General features: G+C 68.5%; 19 protein-coding genes and 2 pseudogenes. 8 read left to right on the top strand and 13 right to left on the bottom strand.

The features are described 5' to 3' along the window. Positions 1-19 precede the first annotated feature (19 nt). From FIV44_RS21290 to FIV44_RS21270, 5 genes are all read right to left on the bottom strand, one after another. Positions 20-847, bottom strand: coding sequence for an acetoacetate decarboxylase family protein (locus FIV44_RS21290; protein ID WP_181410744.1), 828 nt, complete (start codon positions 845-847; stop codon positions 20-22). Positions 848-978: 131 nt separating this feature from the next. Continuing rightward, positions 979-3,027, bottom strand: coding sequence for a TRAP transporter large permease (locus FIV44_RS21285; protein ID WP_141006192.1), 2,049 nt, complete (start codon positions 3,025-3,027; stop codon positions 979-981). Further along, entirely contained in the window at positions 3,024-4,250 is a 1,227-nt protein-coding gene (locus FIV44_RS21280; RefSeq protein ID WP_219996120.1) for a type 2 periplasmic-binding domain-containing protein, read from the bottom strand. The genes FIV44_RS21285 and FIV44_RS21280 overlap by 4 nt, the downstream gene beginning before the upstream one ends. A 187-nt stretch (positions 4,251-4,437) precedes the next feature. Next, positions 4,438-4,854 (bottom strand): cyclase family protein, encoded by a 417-nt coding sequence (locus FIV44_RS21275; RefSeq protein ID WP_141006190.1) that lies wholly within the window; start codon positions 4,852-4,854, stop codon positions 4,438-4,440. A gap of 501 nt (positions 4,855-5,355) precedes the next feature. Then, a complete protein-coding gene (locus tag FIV44_RS21270) occupies positions 5,356-6,084 on the bottom strand; it encodes an SDR family NAD(P)-dependent oxidoreductase (protein WP_219996119.1) in 729 nt (242 codons plus the stop codon). Positions 6,085-6,204: 120 nt separating this feature from the next. Between FIV44_RS21270 and FIV44_RS21265 the strand changes: the two genes are divergently transcribed. Further along, positions 6,205-6,774 carry a carboxymuconolactone decarboxylase family protein gene (locus tag FIV44_RS21265; RefSeq protein ID WP_141006188.1) on the top strand — a complete coding sequence of 190 codons (570 nt, stop codon included), beginning with the start codon at positions 6,205-6,207 and terminating at the stop codon, positions 6,772-6,774. Between the two features lie 2 nt (positions 6,775-6,776). Here FIV44_RS21265 and FIV44_RS21260 read toward each other — a convergent pair whose 3' ends face one another. The 7 genes from FIV44_RS21260 to FIV44_RS21230 all read right to left on the bottom strand — a co-directional run bounded on the left by FIV44_RS21260 (position 6,777) and on the right by FIV44_RS21230 (position 13,811). Beyond that, entirely contained in the window at positions 6,777-7,958 is a 1,182-nt protein-coding gene (locus FIV44_RS21260; protein WP_219996118.1) for a cytochrome P450, read from the bottom strand. A 172-nt stretch (positions 7,959-8,130) separates the two neighbouring features. Then, complete coding sequence (locus FIV44_RS21255) at positions 8,131-9,120, bottom strand: ABC transporter permease (protein WP_181410743.1); 990 nt, start codon at positions 9,118-9,120, stop codon at positions 8,131-8,133. A 20-nt stretch (positions 9,121-9,140) separates the two neighbouring features. Next, positions 9,141-10,751, bottom strand: coding sequence for a sugar ABC transporter ATP-binding protein (locus FIV44_RS21250; RefSeq protein WP_181410742.1), 1,611 nt, complete (start codon positions 10,749-10,751; stop codon positions 9,141-9,143). A gap of 106 nt (positions 10,752-10,857) precedes the next feature. Further along, positions 10,858-11,649 (bottom strand): SDR family NAD(P)-dependent oxidoreductase, encoded by a 792-nt coding sequence (locus FIV44_RS21245; RefSeq protein WP_219996117.1) that lies wholly within the window; start codon positions 11,647-11,649, stop codon positions 10,858-10,860. A gap of 50 nt (positions 11,650-11,699) precedes the next feature. Further along, a complete protein-coding gene (locus FIV44_RS21240; protein ID WP_219996116.1) occupies positions 11,700-13,142 on the bottom strand; it encodes an aldehyde dehydrogenase in 1,443 nt (480 codons plus the stop codon). Continuing rightward, complete coding sequence (locus FIV44_RS21235) at positions 13,139-13,594, bottom strand: nuclear transport factor 2 family protein (RefSeq protein WP_141006182.1); 456 nt, start codon at positions 13,592-13,594, stop codon at positions 13,139-13,141. The genes FIV44_RS21240 and FIV44_RS21235 overlap by 4 nt, the downstream gene beginning before the upstream one ends. A gap of 4 nt (positions 13,595-13,598) precedes the next feature. Then, positions 13,599-13,811 carry a ferredoxin gene (locus FIV44_RS21230; protein WP_141006181.1) on the bottom strand — a complete coding sequence of 71 codons (213 nt, stop codon included), beginning with the start codon at positions 13,809-13,811 and terminating at the stop codon, positions 13,599-13,601. Positions 13,812-13,934: 123 nt separating this feature from the next. Here FIV44_RS21230 and FIV44_RS32505 point away from each other — a divergent pair, with 123 nt between their 5' ends. Next, positions 13,935-14,705 carry an NAD(P)/FAD-dependent oxidoreductase gene (locus FIV44_RS32505; RefSeq protein WP_281285752.1) on the top strand — a complete coding sequence of 257 codons (771 nt, stop codon included), beginning with the start codon at positions 13,935-13,937 and terminating at the stop codon, positions 14,703-14,705. After that, complete coding sequence (locus tag FIV44_RS21220; protein ID WP_281285881.1) at positions 14,597-15,148, top strand: oxidoreductase C-terminal domain-containing protein; 552 nt, start codon at positions 14,597-14,599, stop codon at positions 15,146-15,148. The genes FIV44_RS32505 and FIV44_RS21220 overlap by 109 nt, the downstream gene beginning before the upstream one ends. Here FIV44_RS21220 and FIV44_RS21215 read toward each other — a convergent pair. After that, the gene (locus tag FIV44_RS21215; protein WP_425465136.1) at positions 15,117-16,079 is read right to left on the bottom strand and encodes an LLM class flavin-dependent oxidoreductase; all 963 of its coding nucleotides are present in this window, start codon (positions 16,077-16,079) and stop codon (positions 15,117-15,119) included. The two genes, FIV44_RS21220 and FIV44_RS21215, sit on opposite strands and share 32 nt — an antisense overlap. A 196-nt stretch (positions 16,080-16,275) precedes the next feature. Here FIV44_RS21215 and FIV44_RS21210 point away from each other — a divergent pair. The 5 genes and pseudogenes from FIV44_RS21210 to FIV44_RS21190 all read left to right on the top strand — a co-directional run. Continuing rightward, positions 16,276-16,815 (top strand): annotated as a pseudogene (locus tag FIV44_RS21210) (2-oxoacid:acceptor oxidoreductase family protein); the annotation flags it as partial. A gap of 32 nt (positions 16,816-16,847) precedes the next feature. Further along, positions 16,848-18,127 (top strand): IS3 family transposase gene (locus FIV44_RS21205; RefSeq protein ID WP_141003217.1). Its coding sequence is split into 2 segments (ribosomal slippage): positions 16,848-17,151 and positions 17,151-18,127, totalling 1,281 coding nucleotides; the frame shifts between segments, so codons are not numbered across the junction. A 32-nt stretch (positions 18,128-18,159) separates the two neighbouring features. Beyond that, a pseudogene (locus tag FIV44_RS21200) lies at positions 18,160-19,654 on the top strand (2-oxoacid:acceptor oxidoreductase subunit alpha); the annotation flags it as partial. Beyond that, complete coding sequence (gene fdxA, locus FIV44_RS21195) at positions 19,654-19,989, top strand: ferredoxin (RefSeq protein WP_141006178.1); 336 nt, start codon at positions 19,654-19,656, stop codon at positions 19,987-19,989. The pseudogene FIV44_RS21200 and the gene fdxA, both read left to right, overlap by 1 nt. Further along, a complete protein-coding gene (locus FIV44_RS21190; RefSeq protein WP_141006177.1) occupies positions 19,986-21,041 on the top strand; it encodes a 2-oxoacid:ferredoxin oxidoreductase subunit beta in 1,056 nt (351 codons plus the stop codon). Before fdxA ends, FIV44_RS21190 begins: the two co-directional genes overlap by 4 nt. Positions 21,042-21,072: the final 31 nt, after the last annotated feature.

The raw sequence follows: 21,072 nt of genomic DNA, 5'->3' as shown, positions 1-21,072 counted from the left end.
GCACGTCGTCCGCGGTCCGCTACGGAAGGATGTGCTGGCTGTCGGCGAGGTCGTTGAACGCGACCAGCGCTCGCGAGAAGCCGGCGCCCGTGAACTCCAGGACCGGCAGATCCGCGATCGCGTTCACGATGTTGCAGAAGGTCGGCAGATCCTCCCATCGCGCCCGGTTGAACGCGACCACACCGTCGCCGGTCCACGACTCGAGGACCTTGACCTCGTAGTTGCTGGCGGGAGCGACGGTGACATAGGCGACGTCCGGGTTCGCCCAGTCGCCGGTGCGGGGCATGTACTTGTAGTAGAGACGCGGACGTCCCTCGGAGCCGCCCAGGCCGAGGCTGGTGGTGACGGCGTCGGCTTCCTTCTCGGTCGGCCACGGACCGACCACCAGGTCCTCCAGGGTCATCTCCATGAACTGGAAACCGTCCCAGCTGGCCGTGGAGAACGAGCGACCGTTGACGGACCGGACGTCGGGAACGTCGGCGAAGAGCTTCGGCAGGCCGAGCTCCTCACGTCCCGGGATGATCGGATCCGCCTTGCTCTCCCACATCACGGCGACGAAGTCACCGGAGACGGGGCCCTTCTCGCTGTGGTAAGTCGCGGAGAACAGCACCTCCGTCCAGTTGTAGCCGCGGCCCGCCAGCCAGGCGAAGTCGGTGTTCTGCAGGGTCTGGACGCGGACGATGGGGTCCGCGGCGGGAGCGAATCCCGGCGGGAGGACGCTCGCGAGGGCGTCTGCCTCGGTGCGATAGGACACGTGCGCCGTCGCGGTGCGTGCCCACTCACCGTTGAACCTCGTGCCGTCCGGGCCCTGACGCGGGCCGACCGAGGGCCCGAATCCCACCGGCATGCGATACATCCGGCCATCCCGGAGCTTGTCGGCTGCCACAGGGGGATGCCCTGCCTGCACATCTGTAGTCATGACTCTCTCGACACCTTTCCTATTGAGGACCATCTCGGATGCAGTGGCTGGCGCAGGCCTCACTTGCCCATGAGCTCAGGAAGGAAGGTCACCAGGTCGGGGACGAAGATGAGGATGAAGCAGTAGAGGACGCAGGCGGGCAGGAACCAGGCCGACGCCCAGTACACGTCGCCCAGCGTGATCTGCTGCCCTCGATTGACCTCGGGATCCTGGACCAGGCCGTGGATGATGAACGCCACGATCCCCACCGGCGGGGACACGACGGCCAGCTCGCCCATGAACACGGTGAACACGCCGAACCACAGCAGCGAGATGTCCAGCGCCTGCAGGGTCGGCATCAGGATCGGCACCGTGAGCAGCAGCAGCGCCAGCGGCTCGAGGAAGGTGCCGAGGATGAGGTAGACCACCAGCATCAGGAGGAGGAAGCCGATCCGGCCCAGGCCGAGGTCGAGCACCCAGTTCGTGAACAGCTGGGCCAGTCCGGTGATCGACATGAGTCGCGTCAGCGCCTCCGCGCCGAGCAGCAGCAGGAAGATCGCCCCCGTGGCGCTGACGGTTCCCACAGCGGCCTGTGCCACGGCACTCAGCGGCCGATCGCCGCGACGCAGCCAGAGCGTCACCAGCAGCGCGCCGAGCGCACCTGCCGCTCCCGCCTCGGTCGAGGTGAAGATGCCACCGAACATGCCACCGAGCACGATCAGGATCAGCGCCGGAACGGGCCACGCCCGCCCGAGCGACCTGAAGCGGCCCGACCACGAGATCGGCTCGGCGTCGGAGACCTCCCCGGTTCCCGCGAACGACGGCCGCGTGACGAAGAGGCCCATCAGCATGAGCCCACACACCACGGCGATCAGGATCCCGGGAACGACTCCGGCCATGAGCTGCTCCCCGACCGGGACCTCGGCGATGCCCGCGTAGATGACGAGCATGACGCTGGGAGGGATCAGCTGGCCGGGCAGGCCGGCGACGACGACGGAGCCGATGGCGACCCGCTTGTCGTAGCCCGCCTTGAGCATCTCCGAGATGCCGATCCGGGAGAGCGCGTACGTCGACGCAGCCGTCGAGCCGCTGATCGACGCCAATCCCACTCCGGCGGCGTTGGTCCCGATGGCCAGCCCTCCGGGAAGCCAGCTCAGCCACTGCCTGGCGGCGCCGAAGAGCTCGGTCGTGAGCCCGCTGCGCCAGAGCAGCAGGCCCATGAAGACGAACATGGGAATGACGCTCAGCGACCACGACGCGGACGAGTCCCAGGCGAGCTTGCCGAGCAGGTTCTCCACGGCCAGGGGGCTCGCCAGGACGCGCAGTCCGAGGACGGCGGGAAGGACGAGTGCGTAGCCGACAGGGAGCCGGAGGAAGATCAGCAGCAGCATCAGCACGACGGCCGCCGTGCCGATGGCCTCCGGAATCAACGGCAGGAAGATGGCCACTGTGCACGCGATCGCGAGCACGACGCTCGTGACCGCGACCGACTCGCGCGCGGTCGTGCGCCAGCGGCGCGCCGGCGTGGAGGCTTCGTCGTGCACGCTCAGCGAGTCGACCGAGACCAGGTCGGTGTCCTGCTCCCCGATCTCCACCATCTCCGCTCGTGGCGCTCGGAGGGCGTCGGCGAGGAACTGGAGGGCCAGGAGCGCGAACATCAGCGGGACGATGAAGGTGACCGGCCAGATCACGACCGTCGAGACGCCTCCGGTCAGGCCCTTCTCACGGTTGTCCAGCGCCTCGAGGAGGCTGTAATAGGCGAACCCGCCGGACAATGTCGCCGACACGACCGAGACGAGGGCCCACACCGGTCGCTGGAGCCGCGAAGGGAGGTTGTCGAAGATCAGGGACGCCCGGATGTGCTCGCCACGTCGCGCTGCCGTCAGGAAGCCGGCGAAGACGATCGCCGGGAGATACCAGAACTGCGTGTACTCCAGCGTGTTGTCGAGCGGATGGCCGGCCAACGCACGGAGCAGTGCGTTGGCCGAGACGTGCAGCACCATCGCGATGAGGATCAGCGAGACCGGAACCTCGATCAGTCGGTCGTAGAGATTCGCGGAGAGGCGTCTCCGGCCCGCCGCCGCCTCGGCCTCGGTCGGGTGGTCGAGCTGGGCGACCTTCTCCGTCAACGCGGCCTCTTCTTGTCCATGGTGGTGGTCCAGAGGCGTTCGAGGTAGGAGGTGAGGTCCACGGAGCCGCTCTCGTACCAGTCGGCGAACTCGGCGTAGTCCGTCGGTGCGTCGCCCTCCAGGTCGCTCCAGGTCTGGAGGGACTCCTCGATCGTGTCGACGAACCCCTCCGCGTCGGCAATGGCGGCATTGCTCCGGGCAGCGTCGATCAGGCTCTTGTTGAAGGCTTCCAGCTCGGCCTTGGTGTCCGGCTCCATCGGCGAGACCTCGCCGTCAGCCTCGTCGAACTGGCCGACGGCATCCTTGATGTTGTCCCAGGCGCCCTCGAAGTTCGCGGTCAGGAAGACGTCCGCGCGGTCGAAGAGGAGCTGGCGTGCCGCCAGCGGCAGGGAGTCCCACTTGTCAGCGTTGACCACGAACGAGCCGCCGGAGTTCCCGAACCCGGTCTCCTGGTCGATGACGAAGTGAGGGGCCGCTGGAATGAAGCCCGAGAGCGCGGCCACCGTCAGGCTGGTGAGAGTGCAGTCGACGACTCCACGCTCCAGACTCTCGAACATCTCGGTGTAGTTCGCCGACACGTGGGTCATCCCCAGAGCTCGCGCCTGGGCCTCGGTAGTCCGGCTCTGGCTGGCCACGATGTTCCCGCCGAGGGTGTCCAGCCCGTTGCGCTCGCTCGAGCAGGCCAGCCCGACCGATCCGGCCGTGAAGGCGGGAACGACCGGGAAGAGGCCCAGGTCGGCGAACTCGTCGTAGATCTCCGGCGTGGACACCGACGCATCGAGCAGCATCGCCTCGGACTGCAGAAGCCCTCCGACCGGCGACTGCCGACCGAGGAAGCTGAGATCCCACAGGGCGCCGTTCACCGGGAAGTCCGTCGGCACGAGGGTGGTGACGACCGATCCCATGTCGAGGCGACCATCGTTGATCGCATCGGCGACCTCGGCGGGCGGTACGACCGCGTTGGCATAGGCGATGTCGAACGTGATCTTGCCGCCCGACCAGTCCTCGACCGCCTTGGCATAGTCCTCGAACCTCCGCCCGGTCGCCGCCCCCTGGGGTGCCGTGCTCTGGAGCCGCAGCGTCACCGGCGACATGTCGGCCAACGCGGCCACGAAGTCCTCCTTCGTGGCCCCGATCGCAAGCCCCACGCCGCCGCCCTTCTGCTCGCCCTCCTGCTCGGCACACCCGCTGAGCACGAGCGCCGCCATGATCGCGACGAGCATCAGGGGCCGCCCCGCACGAAGTCGTCGCAGCCTGCTAGCAACCCGGCTCATGTCTGACGTTCCTCTCAACACTCTGTCGTAGCGAATGAACGGACCGGCCTCATCTCCGCCGCGCCGGCCGTCTGTGACTGCTCTCACAATCATCGATAATGGTATGTATGAATCGAATCATCGTCAAGCATCCGGATCAGAAGATCGCGAGGGGATTGACCGGGCTGCCCGTGCCGCCGACGAGGGGAAGGGGCGCGACGATCAGCGCGAATTCGTAGCGGCGTGTCCGCCGGCAGTGCCGGACCGCTCGATCGAGGTCGAGGGTGTCGAGGATCCACAGCCCGAGCTGCGAGATGCCGAAGGTGTGGAACGGGATCCGGAAGGCGTATCCCGACGGCATGTACTCGCACACGACGTCGCAACCGACGACCGACGCCTGTCCATCGCGCAGCCAGGGCAGACAGCCGACATGCCATCCGGGCTGGCTGTCGATCGCGCGTCCGCCCGCCTCGGCGAGTCGCCGGGTTCGCCCCGTGTACAGCAGATAGGCGTCGCCGGGACGAGGCGTGACCTTCTGTCGCCGCAGGATCTCCTCGATCTCCGCGGGCAGCACGGGCGTCCCGTGATCGATCCACTCCAGCCCCTGGCGTCGGGAACGTCCAGCAGCACGGCACGGGCGACCAGCCCGTCGGCTGCCATCCTCACGTCGAGCGTCTTCCGGGCCTCGGCCACCGATCGCCCTCCGAAGAAGCGGCCCTGGTAGCTCGTGTGCGACAGGGCGTCGACGTGCGTGAGATCGAATCCGTGCACAGCCAGCCCGAGGTAGTCGTATCTGCCGCCCTCTCCGGCCTGCTCGGCGAACGGCGGCTCGAGGTCGAGGTGCAGCGGCGGGCCGAAGATCTGGTCGGGGCCTGGCACCGCCGAGATGGGCTGGGCCAGCGAGTAGGTCACACCCTCGCGGACCTCGGCCAACGCCTGCCGGCGGGTCTCCGCCGTCAGGTACGCGATCGCTCCCCTGCCGGACGTCGCCTCCTGCATCTGCCGGTCGGCCAGCGTGTGTGCGTACGCTCGCACGTCGTCGTCACCGGGAGGACGGCCCACCCAGGACATCGGCTCACACCCCTCCGGAGACCCGCAGGTTGGCTGCGGTGACGAAGGACGCCCGCTCGGACAGCAGCCACATGACCGCCTCGGCGATCTCCATGGGCTCGCCCGTCCTGCCCATCGGGATGAACTCCGCCAGACGCGAGGCCCGGTCCGGATCGCCGACGGTCGCGTGCACGCCCGTGTCGACCGTGCCAGGACTCACCGCGTTGACACGGATGCCATGGCGTGCGTACTCACGACCGAGCCCGATCGTCAGGCTGTCGACAGCCCCCTTCGACGCGGCGTAGGTGACGAACTCCCCCGCTGCGCCGACCGCGGCGCCGGTCGAGGAGATGTTGACGACCGAGCCACGCACTCCGTCTGCCAGCCACCGCCGAATCACCTCCCGACAGGCGTACATCACGCCGAGGACGTTGACCTCGACGAGACGGCGCATCTCTTCCGGCGATCTCTCGACGAAGAGGCCGATCCGGTTCAGCATCGCCGCGTTGTTGACCAGACCCACCACATCACCGAGCGATGCCGCGCGATCGATGAGCAGTGCCGCCGAGTCCGGATCCGCCACGTCCGCCTTGACCGCCAGCACCGGCACCTGGGGCGTCGACAGCTTCGCCTGAACGCTCGCCGCCCGCTGGTCGTCGCTGACATAGCTGAAGCAGACCGCGCAGCCCTGATCCACGGCCGCCTCGACGATCGCGGCGCCGATCCCGCGCGCGCCACCCGTCACCACCAGCACCGGGCGAGCACCGTCGTCGGAGAGGGCGTCATCTTGACGGAAGGTGTATATGCGATTCATGATAATGAAATATGTCAGGCGTGACAGCCAGCGTCAACGCCGCCACCCTCGAGGAGAGCCATGGCCAGAGTCGCCGACGTGCGGAGCCCGGACGATCCCCGGTCGGCCGCCTGGAACGGGCTCCAGCCCGCGATGGCCGATGCGTTCATCGCCCTGTCGCGCACGGTCTACGAGAGCTCGCGGCTGAGCCTCCGGGTCGCGGAGGCAGCGCGGATCAGGATCGCCGACATCAACGGCTGCCTCGCCTGCCGAGGCTTCCGCCTCGCCGCCGACGCCGGCGAGCTCGCAGCCCGGGTCGGCACCGGACCGAACGGCGGGCCGCCCGCGATCGACAGGGGCCCCGCACCCGATGAGTCCTTCTACGACGCAGTGACCTCGTGGCGCACCTCGGAGCTGTTCTCCGAAAGGGAGCGCCTGGCGATCGAGTACGCCGAGCGGATGGCCGAGACCCCCCGCGAGACCCCGCACGACGACCAGTGGTGGGTCCGGATGCACAACGCGTTCGACGAGGCGGAGATCGTCGACCTGACCTACAGCATCGCGACGTGGATCGCCGTCGGCCGCTTCACCCATACGCTGGGCTTCGACGGCGCCTGCGAGCTGCCCCTTCCCGTCCCGGCCAGCAGCTGAGGTCAGTCCCACTCCAAGGGCAGCGTCATCAGCTTCAGCTGGCCGCCGCGCTCGCGCAGCTCGACACCCTCGGCGATCCGATAGTCCGGGATCTGCGCGTGCCACTCCTCGAGGGCGATGACGAGCTCGGAGCGCGCCAGGTGCATCCCGATGCAGCGGTGCTGACCTGCGCCGAAGCCGAGATGGTGGCTCAGGTTCGCGCGGTCCATGTCGAACTCGTCCGGATTCTCGAACTTCCTCGGGTCACGGTTCGCGGCCGCCAGTCCCAGCCACAGCATGTCGCCCTTCTCGATGGGCAGCCCGTGATGGTCGAGGTCGGACTTCGCCAGGCGCCCGTCCTCGATGATCAGCGAGTACAGCCGAACCGACTCCTCGATGAACCGCGGCCACAACGAAGGATCGGCCGTCACCTTGTGGCGCAAGGCGGTGTCGTTGGACAGGTGATAGAAGATGTAGCCCAGTGCGCTGCGGGTGGTGTCCAGTCCGGCGAGCATCAGGGTCGACATGACGGTGAGCACCTCGTGGCGCTCGAGCATCTTCTCCCCCACCGGATGGGTCAGGATCCGCGTGATCAGGTCGGTCTCTGGATCTCCCGGGTCGGCGAGCCGCTCCTCGACCTTCTCGTTGAAGTACGCCGTGATCCAGGCACTCGCAGCCGCCGCCTCCTCCTCGGAGCCCTCCCCCGCCTTGAGCAGTCCGCCGAAGATCGCCTCGATCCGCCACAGGAACTCCGGTCCGTCTTCGACCGGCAGCCCCAGCAGCGCCAGGAACAGCTCCGTCGGGTACAGCAGCGCAAAGCCGGTCGTCAGATCGTCGGCTCCGCGCTCCCTGATCTCCGTCACCATCGCCCGGGCCCGCTCGCGTGCCAACGGCTCCAGCCGCTTGACGGCCGCGGGCGAGAAGAACGGGTTGAGCATCCGACGCAGCCGCGTGTGCTCCGGCGGGTTCAGCTGCTGGGGCAACAGCACGTTCGCCGGCATGTCGTTGACGAAAGCGTTGACCTGCTCGTTGCCGAACTCCTCGAACATCCGCAGCGCCTCGACGACGTCGTCGTAGCGGTTGATCATCCAGAAGCCGTGGTCGGTGGCGTCGTTCCAGAGGAATCGCGCCTCCTCACGCTCGGCGTTGAGATGGGCGTAGGTCTCGAGGATCGGCCGCTCGATCTGGTAGTCGGTGTGACTCACCGGGCATCCCCCGGTGGCCTTCGACTCGGACGGACGGGTCGGCATCGACGGTTCCCTTCTTCGACGGGCGGATCTTCGACGGGCGGAGCTCAGGCGGCGGAGCGCCTCAGCGAGAACCGGCGCTTGCCGGTCCGGGGCTTGCGCTGCACCGTGGTCACGGCGAGTGCGGCGATCAGGACGACGCCGGTGAACATGTTCGATGCCCACGCCGGGGCGGTGGCCAGGGAGAGGCCGGTGGTGCCGGCCCCAGCGTGATCACGCCGAGGACGGTGCCCCAGGCGTTGAACCGGCCGGGCGTCAGCTGGGTGGCGCCCAGGAACGCCGCTGCGAACGCAGGCAGCAGATACGGCGTTCCCGCGGTCGGCGAGCCGGAGCCGAGGACGCCCGCCAGGGCGATGCCCGCCCATCCGGCGATCACCGCGGAGACGAGCAGCGAGCAGAACTGGATCCGCTTCGTCTTGATGCCGGTCAGGCGGGCGGCCTCGGTGTTGAAGCCGGTGGCGTAGATGCGCCGACCGGTGGCGGTGTGCGAGAGCAGGAACCAGAGCAGCGCCGCAGCGACGAACATGTACCAGACCGGCAGGATCAGCCCGAGGAACTGCTTCTGCCCGATGTCGGAGAAGCCGCCGTACAGCTTGGAGTCGGTGATGGGGATCTCGTTGGTGACGAAGGTGATGAACGCCTGGATGATCGATCCGGTGGCCAGCGTGCCGATCATCGAGTCGACGCGCAGGACCACCACCACGACTGCGTTGATCAGGCCGACCACCAGCGCGATGCCCAGCGCCGCGGCGATGGATGCGGACAGCGACCAGTCCTTGTTGGCGAGCAGGTGCGCGGCGGTGACCCCGGACAACGACATCGTGTAGGCGAAGGACAGGTCGAAGACCCGGGCGGACAGCGGGATCGCGATCGACAGCGCCGCCAGACCGATCACCGCGTTGCCGTTGAGGATCTGCTGGACGGTGGCCATCCGCGGGAAGGTCTCCGGCGCCCAGAACGAGAAGATCACGATGATCACGGCGAGCACGTAGAGCGCGCTGACCCGCTTGGGACTGAGCAGCCCGAGGAGCGAACGGCTCGTCGAGGCTCGGGACGAGGCGCTTCCCGTCGTCGTGATCGGAGCGTCGACGTCGGAGGCGGTGTCGGGTGCAGCAGTCACGGGGTGCTCCTGGGCGGTGGTCATCGGTCTCCTGCTTCCATGGCGGCGAGCAGTGCCTGGTCGGTGATCTGCTCGCCGGCGAGCTCGGCGACGACGTGGCCGCCGTTGAGCACGACGACGCGGGAGCAGAGAGCAAGCAGATCGGTGGTGTCGGTCGAGGTGACGATCACGGCGAGACCGTCGTCGGCGAGCTGCCCGATCAGCTCGTAGATGGCCTGCCGGGTGCCGACGTCGACCCCGGCGGTCGGCTCGGCAAGGATCACCAGCGAGGGGTCCGAGGCCAGACAGCGGCCCATGATCACCTTCTGCTGGTTGCCACCGGACAGGCTCATGATCGAGGCGTCCGGCGCGGAGACCTTGATCTCCAACCGCTTGATCCACTCCTCGACGAACGCGTTCTCACGCCGCGCGGACAGACCGAGGAGAGTGCGGAACCTGTCGAGGACCCGGACGGTCAGGTTGTCGGCGACGCTGAAGTCGGCCACGACGGCCTCGCCGGCGCGGTCAGCGGGGACGAGCGGCAGCCGCTGCCTGGTGAGCGCCGCGCCGGCCGGCTCCCAGGAGCCGTCGCCACGACGGATCTCACCCTGGATCTCACCGGCCGGCCGAGCGCCGGCCAGCAGGTAGGCGGCCTCGTCGGCGCCCGAGCCGGCGAACCCCGCGATGCCGAGGATCTCGCCGCGGGCCACGGAGAGGCCCAGGTCCTTCACCTGGACGCCGGAGAGGTTGCGCACGCTGAGCACCGGCGAGGCGTCGGCGGCGACGACGGGGCGGCCGAGCCGGAATGCGGCGTCCACCTGGTCTCCGACCATGAGCTCGGCCAGCGACTGGGTGTTCAGCTCGGCGGCGTCCCGGGTCGCGGTGACCCGCCCGTCGCGGAGCACGGTCACCTTGTCGGCGATCGCGAAGATCTCGTCGAGGCGGTGGCTGACGTAGAGGACGCTGGCGCCCATCCGCTGAACACCACGGACGATGTCGAGCAGCCGGCCCACCTCGGTGTGCGGCAGCACCGCCGTGGGCTCGTCCAGGACGAGAAGGCCGCGACCGCTCTCCCAGCCGGTCAGCGCGGCCGCGATGGCGACCACGGTGCGCTCGACCGGAGTCGCCTCTGCCAGCGGCTTGCGCACGTCCAGATCGACGCCGAGACGCGCGATGGTCTCCTCGGCTCGACGGCGCTGCTCGCCCCAGTCCACCCGGCCACCGAGGCCGGTGGCGAAGCCCGCCGTCAGGGCGAGGTTCTCGACCGCGTTCATCTCCAGCACGAGGCCGAGGTCCTGGTGGACGAAGCGGAGATGGCTGGAGCCGAGACCGTCGCGGCTGCCCAGGTGGAACTCCTCGCCGTTGAACCAGCTCTCCGACCCCGGGTCGGGCGCGTGGTAGCCGGCCAGCACCTTGATCAGCGTCGACTTGCCGGAGCCGTTCTGGCCGACCAGTGCCCGCACCTCGCCCGGCGCGATGTCCAGGTCGATGCCCTTGAGGGCGTGCGTGCCGGGGAACGTCTTGGAGACGTTGCGGAGCCTGAGGACCGGGGTGTCCGGGTCGAGCTGCGGCGCGTCGGCCGCCGTGTTCCCGGCAGCCAGGGCACCCTCGAGGAGGTCGGTCGTGGCCTGCGCGGAAGAATCAGTCTTCACGAGAATAATTGTTATCATAGATTCGGGTGATGTCAATCACCGTCAGCGCAGTCGCGAGACGTCCTCTCGGAGCCGGCCGCCGACCCGCCGGCGGCACGCGGAGCCGTCAGTTGGTCCCTCGCCACGCCAACGAGCCGCCGTCGACGTTGTAGATCCCGCCAGTGATGAAGGACGCGTCGTCGGAGACCAAGAAGGACACCAGGTGGGCGACCTCCTCGGGCCGGCCGGCCCGACGGACCAGGTGTGAAGCGCTCATGAACCTCTCCACCGCGTCCTTGTCATCGGCGGCGTCGATGAAGCCCTGTCGCATCGGGGTCTCGACCGATCCGGGGCAGTAGCAGTTGACCCGGATGTCCGGGGACAGGTCCACGGCCGAGGCCCGGGTCAGCTGGACGACACCACCCTTGCTGGAGCAGTAGGCGGGGCCGAGCGGATAGCCCGTCAGGCCGGAGACCGAGCCGCAGTTCACGATCGCCGGTCCGTCCCCTTGCCGCAGGTGCGGCGTGGCGTGCTTCGTCATCAGCCACATCGCCTTGAGGTTGACGTCGAAGACCATGTCCCAGATCTCCTCGTCCAACTGATCCACGGTGGTGGGTCGGTCGGTGAGCACCGACTCGATCACGCCCGCATTGTTGACCAGCACGTCGAGCCCGCCCAGGAACGCCACCGACGAGTCGAGGGCCGACCTCACCTGATCGCCACTACGGAGGTCGGTCTCCACGACCTGGACCCTCGTCGCACTCCCCACCAGCGCGGCGGTGTCCTGGGCACCGGTGACGTTGCGGTCGACGATGACGACCCCCGCCGCGCCTTCTGCGGCCAGGTCCAGGACGATGGCGCGGCCGATTCCCTGCGCTCCGCCGGTGACGATGCAACGCTTGCCGTCGAGCTTGCCCACGGGTGTGCTCCGTTCGAGTCGTGGATCGATCTGGGATGAACGAGGTGAGGTCAGCCCACGGCGGGGCCGAGCGCGACGGACTTCTTCTCGAAGTAGGCGCGAAGCCCCTCCATGCCCATCTCGCGCCCGATGCCGGACTGCTTGTAGCCGCCGAAGGGCGTCCCCCATGCCTGGGGCGCCCCGTTGATCGACACCATTCCGGTGCGGATCCGGCGGGCAACGGCGAGGGCCGCGTCCGGATCCGCACTCCAGACCGAACCCGAGAGGCCGTACGGCGAGTCGTTGGCGATCGCGATGGCCTCCTCGACGCTGTCGTAGGCCACGACGGCGATGACCGGGCCGAAGATCTCCTCCTGCGCCACCCGCATGGCGTTGGTGACGCCAGTGAGGAGGGTGGGTTCGACGAAGTAGCCCGGCGGGACGTCGTCCGGGCGACGCCCGCCCGTGGCGACCGTCGCCCCCTCGGTGCGAGCGAGGTCGACATAGCCCTCGACCCGGTCGCGCTGGGCGCTGCTGACCAGCGGCCCCAGGAACGTGGCCGGGTCCAGCGGGTCGCCGACGCGAAGAGCGGCCATCGCGGCAGCGAGCGCCTCGGTGACCTCTGCTTCGAGCGACCGCGGCACCAGCACGCGGGACTGGCTGATGCACAGCTGTCCGGTGACGACCAGTGACATCGGCATGATCGCGGCGACCATCTTCTCGACGTCGGCGTCCGGGAGCACCACCGCTGCGGACTTCCCGCCGAGCTCGAGGGTGATCCGGGCGATGCGGTCGGCGCAGGTCCGCATGATCTGTCTGCCGGTGGCCGTGCTGCCCGTGAAGGCGATCTTGTCGACGTCCGGGTGCTCGACCAGTCGCACTCCCGCCTCGGTGCCGCCCGGCAGGATCGAGAGCACGCCCTCGGGCAGGCCGGCCTCGGCCAGCGCGTCACCGAGCGCCATCACCGTCAGCGGCGCCTCGACCGAGGGCTTGAGGACGACCGAGCAGCCGGCCGCCAGGGCCGGGCCGACCTTGATGGCCGGCGAGCTGAGCGGCCCGTTCCACGGCGTGATGGCCCCGACGACGCCGACGGGCTCGTCGATCACGAGGCTGCGGTTCGCGCCGTCGCTGACCTCCTCGTCGAAGGTGTGCGCCTGCGCGAGGTCGGCGAAGGTGCGCAGGTGCCGGATCGGGTTCGGGACGTGCGCACGCTCGGAGAACCACAGCGGGCAGCCGAGCTCGCCGGTGAGGGTCCGCGCCAGCTCGTCCTGCCGCTTCTCCAGCAGATCGGCGGCGGCTCGGAGCACCTGTGCGCGCTCGGCCGGCGCCGCACCGCTCCAGACCCCGGCGTCGAAGGAGGCGCGCGCCTGCGCGACCGCGTGATCGACATCCACGGTGGTCGCCAGCCGAGCAGTCGCGATCGGCTCCAGGCCGGCCGGGTTGACCACCGTCGTGGTCACCCCCGCCCCGGTCGCCCAGCGCCCGCCGATCCAGAGCTCCTGCTGCTCGGTCACAGCGCTCCCTTCGCCCATCCGGTCGACAGGTCCGTGCCGACGTGCACGTCGATCGTCTTCTCCCGGAACAGGGGCTGGGTGCCGCTCACGTCGATCCGGTCGTCATAGGTGCCCCAGCCGACGATGGAGGCGTCGTCACCACGGCCGACGTAGAGGAAGTAGCTGACGAGGTGCACCTCACCCGGCCGGTGCGCGACCACCCGCGAGTTGGTGATGAAGTGCCGCTTCACCGAGGTGTCGTCGGCGAACGCCTTCGTGTAGAAGTCGAGGATCGCCTCTCGGCCCACGAAGTCGCCGACCGGCGTGTGCAGCACCGCATCCTCGGTGAACAGCGGCGCCACCGTGTCGGGGTCCGGATCGTCCAGGGTCTCGGCATAGACGTTGTAGAGGCCGCGGGCGGTCTCGATCTCCTCCAGCCGGAGCAGTCGCTCCGCCAGGCTCTGGTCGGTCATCTCTTCAGTCCTCCTCGATGATGCGGAGTGCCGCCTCGGGACAGGCCGCCACGGCAGCCTCGGCATCCTCGATGTCGGCGTCGGTGATCTCCAGGGGAGCATGACGCACGGACACGAAACCCTCGTCGTCGTAGTCGAGCAGGTCGGGCGCCTCGCTGTAGCACCGACCGTGCCCGGTACAGCGGATGAAATCCTCGACGACGAGCTTCGCGGTCATCAACACTCTCCCTCGAACGGACGCCCGGAACCGGGCCCGGGCGAAGACGCCGCGCTCGTCGACTGGACGGACGCAGACAGATCACAGATAATCATTGTCATAGATGAGTGTCAAGGAGGGCCCATGCTCGAGCAGGTCGTGATCGTCGGAGCCGGGATCGGGGGCCTGCGGGTGGCGGAGCGGCTGCGCCGCGCGAAGTACGACGGCTCCCTGGTGCTCGTGGGCTCCGAGCCGCACCGTCCCTATGACCGGCCGCCTCTGTCCAAGGGATTCCTCGCAGGCGCCGAGCCGGTCTGGCTGCGCGCCGAGGACCGCTGGGACGCACTCGACCTGGACCTTCGCGTGGGCAGCCGTGCCGACCGCCTCGACCTCGCGGCCGGCATCGTCGAGGTGGGCCACGATCGAGTGCCCTTCGATCGACTCGTGGTCGCCACGGGGGTGCGTCCTCGAACGATCCCCGACTGGTCGGGTCCCGGCGTGCACGTGCTGCGCTCCCTCGACGACGCGATCGAGTTGCGGCGGGCGATGAACGGCTCTCGGCGACTGGTCGTGATCGGCGCCGGAGTACTCGGCACCGAGGTCGCCGCGGCCGCGCGCGCACGCGGCCTGGAGGTGCACCTGGTCGATCCGCAACCGACACCCCTCGCAGTCGCCGTTCCGCCGATTCTCGGTCGAGCGGTCGCGCGATGGCACGCCGACCGCGGCGTCCACCTCCACTTGGGCCGGGGCGTCACCGCGGTCGGCGGCGACGCCGGCCCCGCGTCACCCTCGACGACGGCACCGAGCTGGACGCCGATCTCGTCCTGGTCGCCATCGGCTCCGTCCCGAACGCCGAGTGGCTCGTCGGCAGCGGCGTCGCCGTCGACGACGGCGTCCTCACCGACGAGACGATGACCGCCTCCGACCCGCGGGTGCTCGCGATCGGCGACGTCGCCCGGGTGCGGAGCGCAGCCGGCCACCGCCGGCTGGAGCACTGGGACAACGCCGTCGCGCTGGCCGGCCCGGTGGCTCGCAACCTGCTGCGGGAGCCTGCGGACCGAGAGCCCATCGCCGCGGTGCCCTACTTCTGGACGGACCAGTACGACGTCAAGGTCCAGGTGCTCGGAAGCGTCGGAGCCGCCGATACCGTCCTGGTCGTCGACGGCGACCCCGAGAGCGGCTCCTGGCTGGCACTGCACACCGACGCCGACGACCGACTCGTCGGCGTCTCCGGCGCCGGCAGTCCGGCCGCCATCAACCGTTGTCGCGCAGCACTGATCGACGGCCGACCGGTCGCCGAGCTCCTCGCGGCGGCACCGTGGACGCTCACCGGAAGTGCGGGAGCACCTCGTTCTTGAACAGCTCGAGAGTACGAAGCACCCTGTCCTGTTCCAGGTCGTACCACTGCGCACGGAGCACGACATAGGTCAGGCCCCGGGCCTCGAGCTCGCTGAGTGCCGCGACGGCCCCGGCCGGGTCGGTGAACAGGTACGAGGCGTCCGCCACCTCTTCGGCGGCCTTGTCGGTGGAGAGGTGCTTGTAGGCCTCGCCCTGCTGCGGCGCGTTGTACTCGGCGTACTTGCGCGTGAGGGCGCCTCGAGCCTCGATCCCGAGCGCGCGAGCACGGTCGGGATCCGGGTCGAGCAGCAGCTCACGACGGACCACCAGCTCGGAGGGGCCGCGGCCGAGCCGCGACCGCTCGTCACGGTAGTGACCGAGGACCACGGCGAGGCGCTCGGGATCGACGTGCGGTGGGACGATCCAGGCGTCGCCGAGCCGGGCGGCCCGGTGCGCACCGGTCTTGTGCGGCCCGGCTCCGACCCAGATGGGCGGTCCCGCATCCTGGACCGGCCGCAAGCTGATGCGCTGATCGTCCAAGGAGAAGTGTCTGCCGGAGAACGAGGTCGTCTCGCCGGACCAGAGCGAGCGGATGATGGCGATGCTCTCCTCGTAGCGGCTGACCCGCTCGTCCATCGGCACACCGAACGAGGCGAACTCGTTCTCGCGGTATCCCATGCCGAAGCCGGCAACGGCCCGGCCTCCGGTGAGATGGTCGAGCGTGGCGAAGTCCTCCGCGACGTCGACCGGGTGGCGCAGCGGCAGGATGAACATGTTGGTGCCGAGCCTCATCTCCCCCGCATCCTGTGCGAGCGCTGCGAGCAGCGGAATCGGCTGGAGCGTGGGCATGCTGCCCAGGTAGTGCTGCAGCACCCAGACCGAGGAGATGCCGGCCTCCTCGGCGGCGCGCACCTGCTCCCGCAGCATCGATACGCGTGCGGCAGGTACCACCCCCGGGGGAAGTCGTTCATGAGTGCGAGGCCGAACTTCAGCGTCATCTCCGCTCCTCGGTCGTCGGGGACGTCAACCACAAAACCTATCCATGAATATCATAAGAAGGATCTTGGGAGCGGGGGCGAACGCCTCCGATTGACGCGTACCCTCACGGTGATTAGATTGGTATCATTATCAGAGATAGGGAGCGGGCGTGAGCCAGGTCAAGCAGGTCAAGCAGTTGGATCGGGTGATCATCCGGTTCGCGGGTGACTCCGGTGATGGCATGCAGCTGACCGGTGACCGGTTCACGCAGGAGTCGGCGGTGTTCGGCAATGACTTGGTCACGTTGCCGAACTTCCCTGCAGAGATCCGCGCCCCCCAGGGCACGATCCCCGGGGTGTCGTCGTTTCAGATCCATTTCGCCGACCACGACATCCTCACCGCCGGGGACCGCCCGGACGTGCTGGTCGCGATGAACCCCGCCGCACTCAAGGCCAACATCGGTGATCTCCCGCGGGGAGCGACGATCATCGTGGACACCCACGACTTCACCCAACGCAACCTCGACAAGGCCGGCTACACCACCAACCCGCTCGACAAGCTCGGCGAGGTCGACGATCCGTTGGCCGGGTTCGCGGTGCAGCCCGTCGACCTGACCGGCATCACCATCGCGGCCGTGGCGGAGTTCGGGCTCTCCCGCAAGGACGCCGCACGGGCGAAGAACATGTTTGAACCGCACTGGGTTTCTTGGAGGCTCGTGACCTTGGAAACGAGGATGAGCACATGCCCAAGGAGCAGGTGCCCGGGAAGCCGCAGACGCGGCGCTACTCCCCGGAGGAGAAGGCAGCGGCGGTCCGGATGGTCCGCACGCTGCGAGCAGAGTTGGGAACCGAGCACGGGACGGTCCAGCGGGTCGCGACCCAGTTGGGTTACGGCGTGGAATCGGTGCGTCAGTGGGTCAAGCAGGCCGACATCGACGACGGCCACGTGCCGGGCGTGACCACAGCGGAGGCCAAGCGAATCCGCGAGCTGGAGCAGGAGAACCGCGAGCTCAAGCGAGCCAACGAGATTCTCAAGCGAGCGGCCTCTTTCTTCGGGGCGGAGCTCGACCGCCAACACAAGTAGTAGTCGCTTTCATCGACGCCAACCGCGACGAGGTCGTCGAGGGCAAGAAGCTCGGAGTCGAGTCCATCTGCACCACGCTGTCCAAGGCGGGGCTGCAGGTGGCTCCGAGCACCTACTACGCCGCCCGGTCCCGCGAGCCATCCGCACGCGCGCAACGTGATGCTGAGCTCAGACCGGCGCTGCGCGAGCTGTGGGAGGCGAACTACCGGGTCTACGGCGCGAGGAAACTGTGGAAGGCCGCCAGGCGTGCCGGACACGACGTCGGCCGTGACCAGGTCGCCCGGCTGATGCGCGCCGAAGGCATCGAAGGCGTCGTCCGCACGAAACGGGTGCGGACGACCAGGCCGGATGACAAGGCTGCACGGCACCCGGACCTGGTGAAGCGGAACTTCACCGCGACAAGGCCGAATGAACTGTGGGTCACCGACCTGACGTTCGTGCCGACGTTCGCCGGGATCGCCTACGTGTGCTTCATCGTCGACGCCTTCAGTCGGATGATCGTGGGGTGGCGAGTCGCCAGCCACATGCGCACCGAGATGGTGCTCGACGCGATCGAGATGGCCCGCTGGTCCCGCGGCACGCAGCTCGAGGGCCTGCGGTGTCACAGCGACGCCGGCAGTCAATTCACGAGTCTGCGCTACGGCGAGCGGCTCGCCGAGATCGGCGCCGTCCCATCGATCGGGACCGTCGGGGACAGCTACGACAACGCCTTGGCCGAGACCGTGAACGGCTACTACAAGGCCGAGCTCATCCGCGGTCCGGCGCGTCCGGGGCCGTGGCGCGCCATCGACGACGTCGAGCTCGCCACCCTCGGCTGGGTGCACTGGCACAACCACCAGCGGCTACACGGCTACCTCAGCGACCTCCCGCCGACCGAGTTCGAAGAAAGGTTCTACGCTACCCAGCAGGGAACCCAGGCCCTGGTTGAAATCAAATGACCAGAGCCTCCATCAGACCCAGTGCGGTTCAGTTCGCGTTGGGGTTGTTGTCGTGGATGTACGGGCGCCCCACCGAACCCACGGTGGCGTTCTTGGAGCGCAAGTTCTCCAAGGTCCCCGCGATCTTGGGCGCGAACATCGCCGCATTCCGCGCGGGGTGGAACTACGGCGAGACCACCGAGACCTTCGTGGTCCAGTACGAGATCAAACCCGCCCGGATGAACTCCGGCACCTATAGGAACATCACCGGCAACCTCGCCCTGTCGTATGGGTTGGTTGCGGCCAGTGTTCGTGCCGGTGTACCGCTCTTCTTAGGCTCGTATCCGATCACCCCGGCCTCCGACATCCTCCACGAGCTCTCCAAGCACAAGGGGTTCGGGGTGACCACCTTGCAGGCCGAGGACGAGATCGCCGGGATCGGCGCCGCGATCGGCGCCTCCTTCGCCGGCCAGCTCGGCGTCACCACCACCTCGGGGCCCGGGATCGCGCTCAAGTCCGAGGCCATCGGACTCGCGGTCATGACCGAACTCCCGTTGGTGGTGGTCAACGTGCAGCGCGGCGGCCCCTCCACGGGGTTGCCGACCAAGACCGAGCAGGCCGACCTCCTCCAAGCCATGTACGGCCGCAACGGCGAAGCCCCCGTCCCCATCATCGCCCCGCAGTCACCCGGGGACTGCTTCGCCGCCGCCCTCGAAGCCGCCCGGATCGCGATCACCTACCGCACCCCGTCTTCCTGCTCTCCGACGGGTATCTGGCCAACGGCTCCGAACCCTGGGCCATCCCCGACGTCACCACAGAATCAGACCAGCTGCCGGTGATCGAACCGAACTTCGCCACCGGGCCCAACCACGCCGGGCCGAAGTCGGTCGATGGCAGCCCGGACGAGTTCTGGCCCTACGCCCGCGACCAGGCCACCCTGGCCCGGCCGTGGGCCATCCCCGGCACCCCCGGACTCGAGCACCGCATCGGCGGACTCGAGAAAGCCGGCACCCCCACCACCGGACACGGCAACATCTCCTACGACCCGGCCAACCACGACCACATGGTCCGCCTGCGCGCCGCCAAGGTCCAGCGCATCGCCGACGCCCTCCCCCACTCGTGGTCGACGACCCCTCCGGCCCCCCAGGACAAGGCAAGGCCAAGGTGCTGGTCATCGGGTGGGGCTCCACCTACGGCCCCATCGGCGCCGCCTGCCGCCGCGTGCGCCGCGCCGGCAACCACGTCGCACAGGTCCACCTACGCCACCTCAACCCCTTCCCCCACGACCTCGGCGAGATCCTCCAGGGCTACGACAAGATCCTCGTACCCGAGATGAACCTCGGCCAACTCAGCAGACTCCTGCGAGCCGAGTACCTCATCGACGCCCAGGGCTACAACCACGTCAACGGCCTCCCCCTCAAAGCCGCCGAACTCGCCGAAACCATCGGCACCCTCATCGGCCACACCGAAGGACGCGAGGTCGACCTCGGCGAACACGGCCTCAATCTTCCCGCCGACCATGAGACCAGCCCAGAGGAGCCGGCCTGATGACCTACGTGATCGCCCAGCCCTGTGTCGACGTCAAGGACAAGGCCTGCATCGACGAATGCCCCGTCGACTGCATCTACGAAGGCACCCGGATGCTCTACATCCAACCCGACGAGTGCGTCGACTGCGGCGCCTGCGAACCCGTATGCCCCGTCGAGGCAATCTTCTACGAGGACGACGTCCCCGACGACCAGGCCGCCTTCATAAGATTCAACGCCGAGTTCTTCGATCTCACCGGCATCGGCTCCCCAGGCGGTGCAGCGTCGACCGACGTGAGCGACCGGGACCACCCCGACCTCACCAGCCTGACCGCCGCCGAAGGAGCCGACGCGTGAGCGCCCCCACCCACACCCGCATCGATCTGGGCACGCCGGAGCTGCGCTCCGGCACCGACCTGATCCCGACGCTGGACGAGGGCCAGACCCAGACCGCCAAGGACTTCTCCAGCGACCAAGAAGTCCGCTGGTGCCCCGGCTGCGGCGACTACGCGGTATTGAAGGCCGTGCAGTCCTTCCTCCCAGGCCTCGGACTAGCTCGGGAGAACATCGTCTTCGTCTCCGGGATCGGCTGCTCCTCGAGGTTTCCCTACTACCTCGACACCTACGGCATGCACTCCATCCACGGCCGCGCCCCCTCCATCGCCACCGGCATCGCAGTAGCCCGCGAAGACCTCTCCGTATGGGTCGTCACCGGCGACGGCGACGCCCTGTCCATCGGCGGCAACCACCTCATCCACGCCCTACGCCGCAACGTCAACATCACCATCCTGCTGTTCAACAACCGCATCTACGGCCTCACCAAAGGCCAATACTCACCCACCTCCGAGGTCGGGAAGATCACCAAATCCACCCCCACCGGATCCCTCGACCACCCCTTCAACCCCATCTCCCTGGCGCTGGGAGCCGAAGCCACCTTCGTGGCCCGCACCATCGATTCCGACCGCAAACACCTCACCACCATCCTCGCCGCGGCCGCCGCCCACCGCGGCACCAGCCTGGTCGAGATCTACCAAAACTGCCCCATCTTCAACGACGGCGCCTTCGACACCCTCAAGGGACCCCAAGCCGCCGACCACCTGCTCCGCCTCGAACCCGGCCTCCAGGTCACCCTCGACATCAACGGCCACACCCAGACCTGGCACCACGACCCCACCGAGACCAACCCCACCCGCCAATTCGCCCTCTCCCGCCTCAGCGACCACAACGCCCCACCCGGCACAACCGGACAGGTCCCCATCGGCATCTTCCGCCAGATCCACCGCCCCACCTACGACGACCAGACCCGCGCCCAGATCACCACCGCCCACCAGACCGCCACCACCCACGGCACCCCCGAAGAACGCCTCACCACCCTCATCAACACCGGCGACACCTGGACCATCGACTGATCCGGACAGCTCGGTGCGCCTGGGGCAGCGA

It is taken from the genome of Nocardioides humi (assembly GCF_006494775.1).
Lineage (GTDB): Bacteria > Actinomycetota > Actinomycetes > Propionibacteriales > Nocardioidaceae > Nocardioides > Nocardioides humi.
Note: the sequence above shows the minus strand (reverse complement) of the source record. Positions and strands in the feature narration are given on the sequence as shown.

Coding starts and splice junctions, on each gene's coding strand:
- FIV44_RS21290 (WP_181410744.1), bottom strand. CDS start 847: ATGCCGGTGGGATTCGGGCCCTCGGTCGGCCCGCGTCAGGGCCCGGAC.
- FIV44_RS21280 (WP_219996120.1), bottom strand. CDS start 4,250: ATGCTCGTCGCGATCATGGCGGCGCTCGTGCTCAGCGGGTGTGCCGAG.
- FIV44_RS21265 (WP_141006188.1), top strand. CDS start 6,205: ATGGCCAGAGTCGCCGACGTGCGGAGCCCGGACGATCCCCGGTCGGCC.
- FIV44_RS21235 (WP_141006182.1), bottom strand. CDS start 13,594: ATGACCGACCAGAGCCTGGCGGAGCGACTGCTCCGGCTGGAGGAGATC.
- FIV44_RS21230 (WP_141006181.1), bottom strand. CDS start 13,811: ATGACCGCGAAGCTCGTCGTCGAGGATTTCATCCGCTGTACCGGGCAC.
- FIV44_RS32505 (WP_281285752.1), top strand. CDS start 13,935: ATGCTCGAGCAGGTCGTGATCGTCGGAGCCGGGATCGGGGGCCTGCGG.
- fdxA (WP_141006178.1), top strand. CDS start 19,654: ATGACCTACGTGATCGCCCAGCCCTGTGTCGACGTCAAGGACAAGGCC.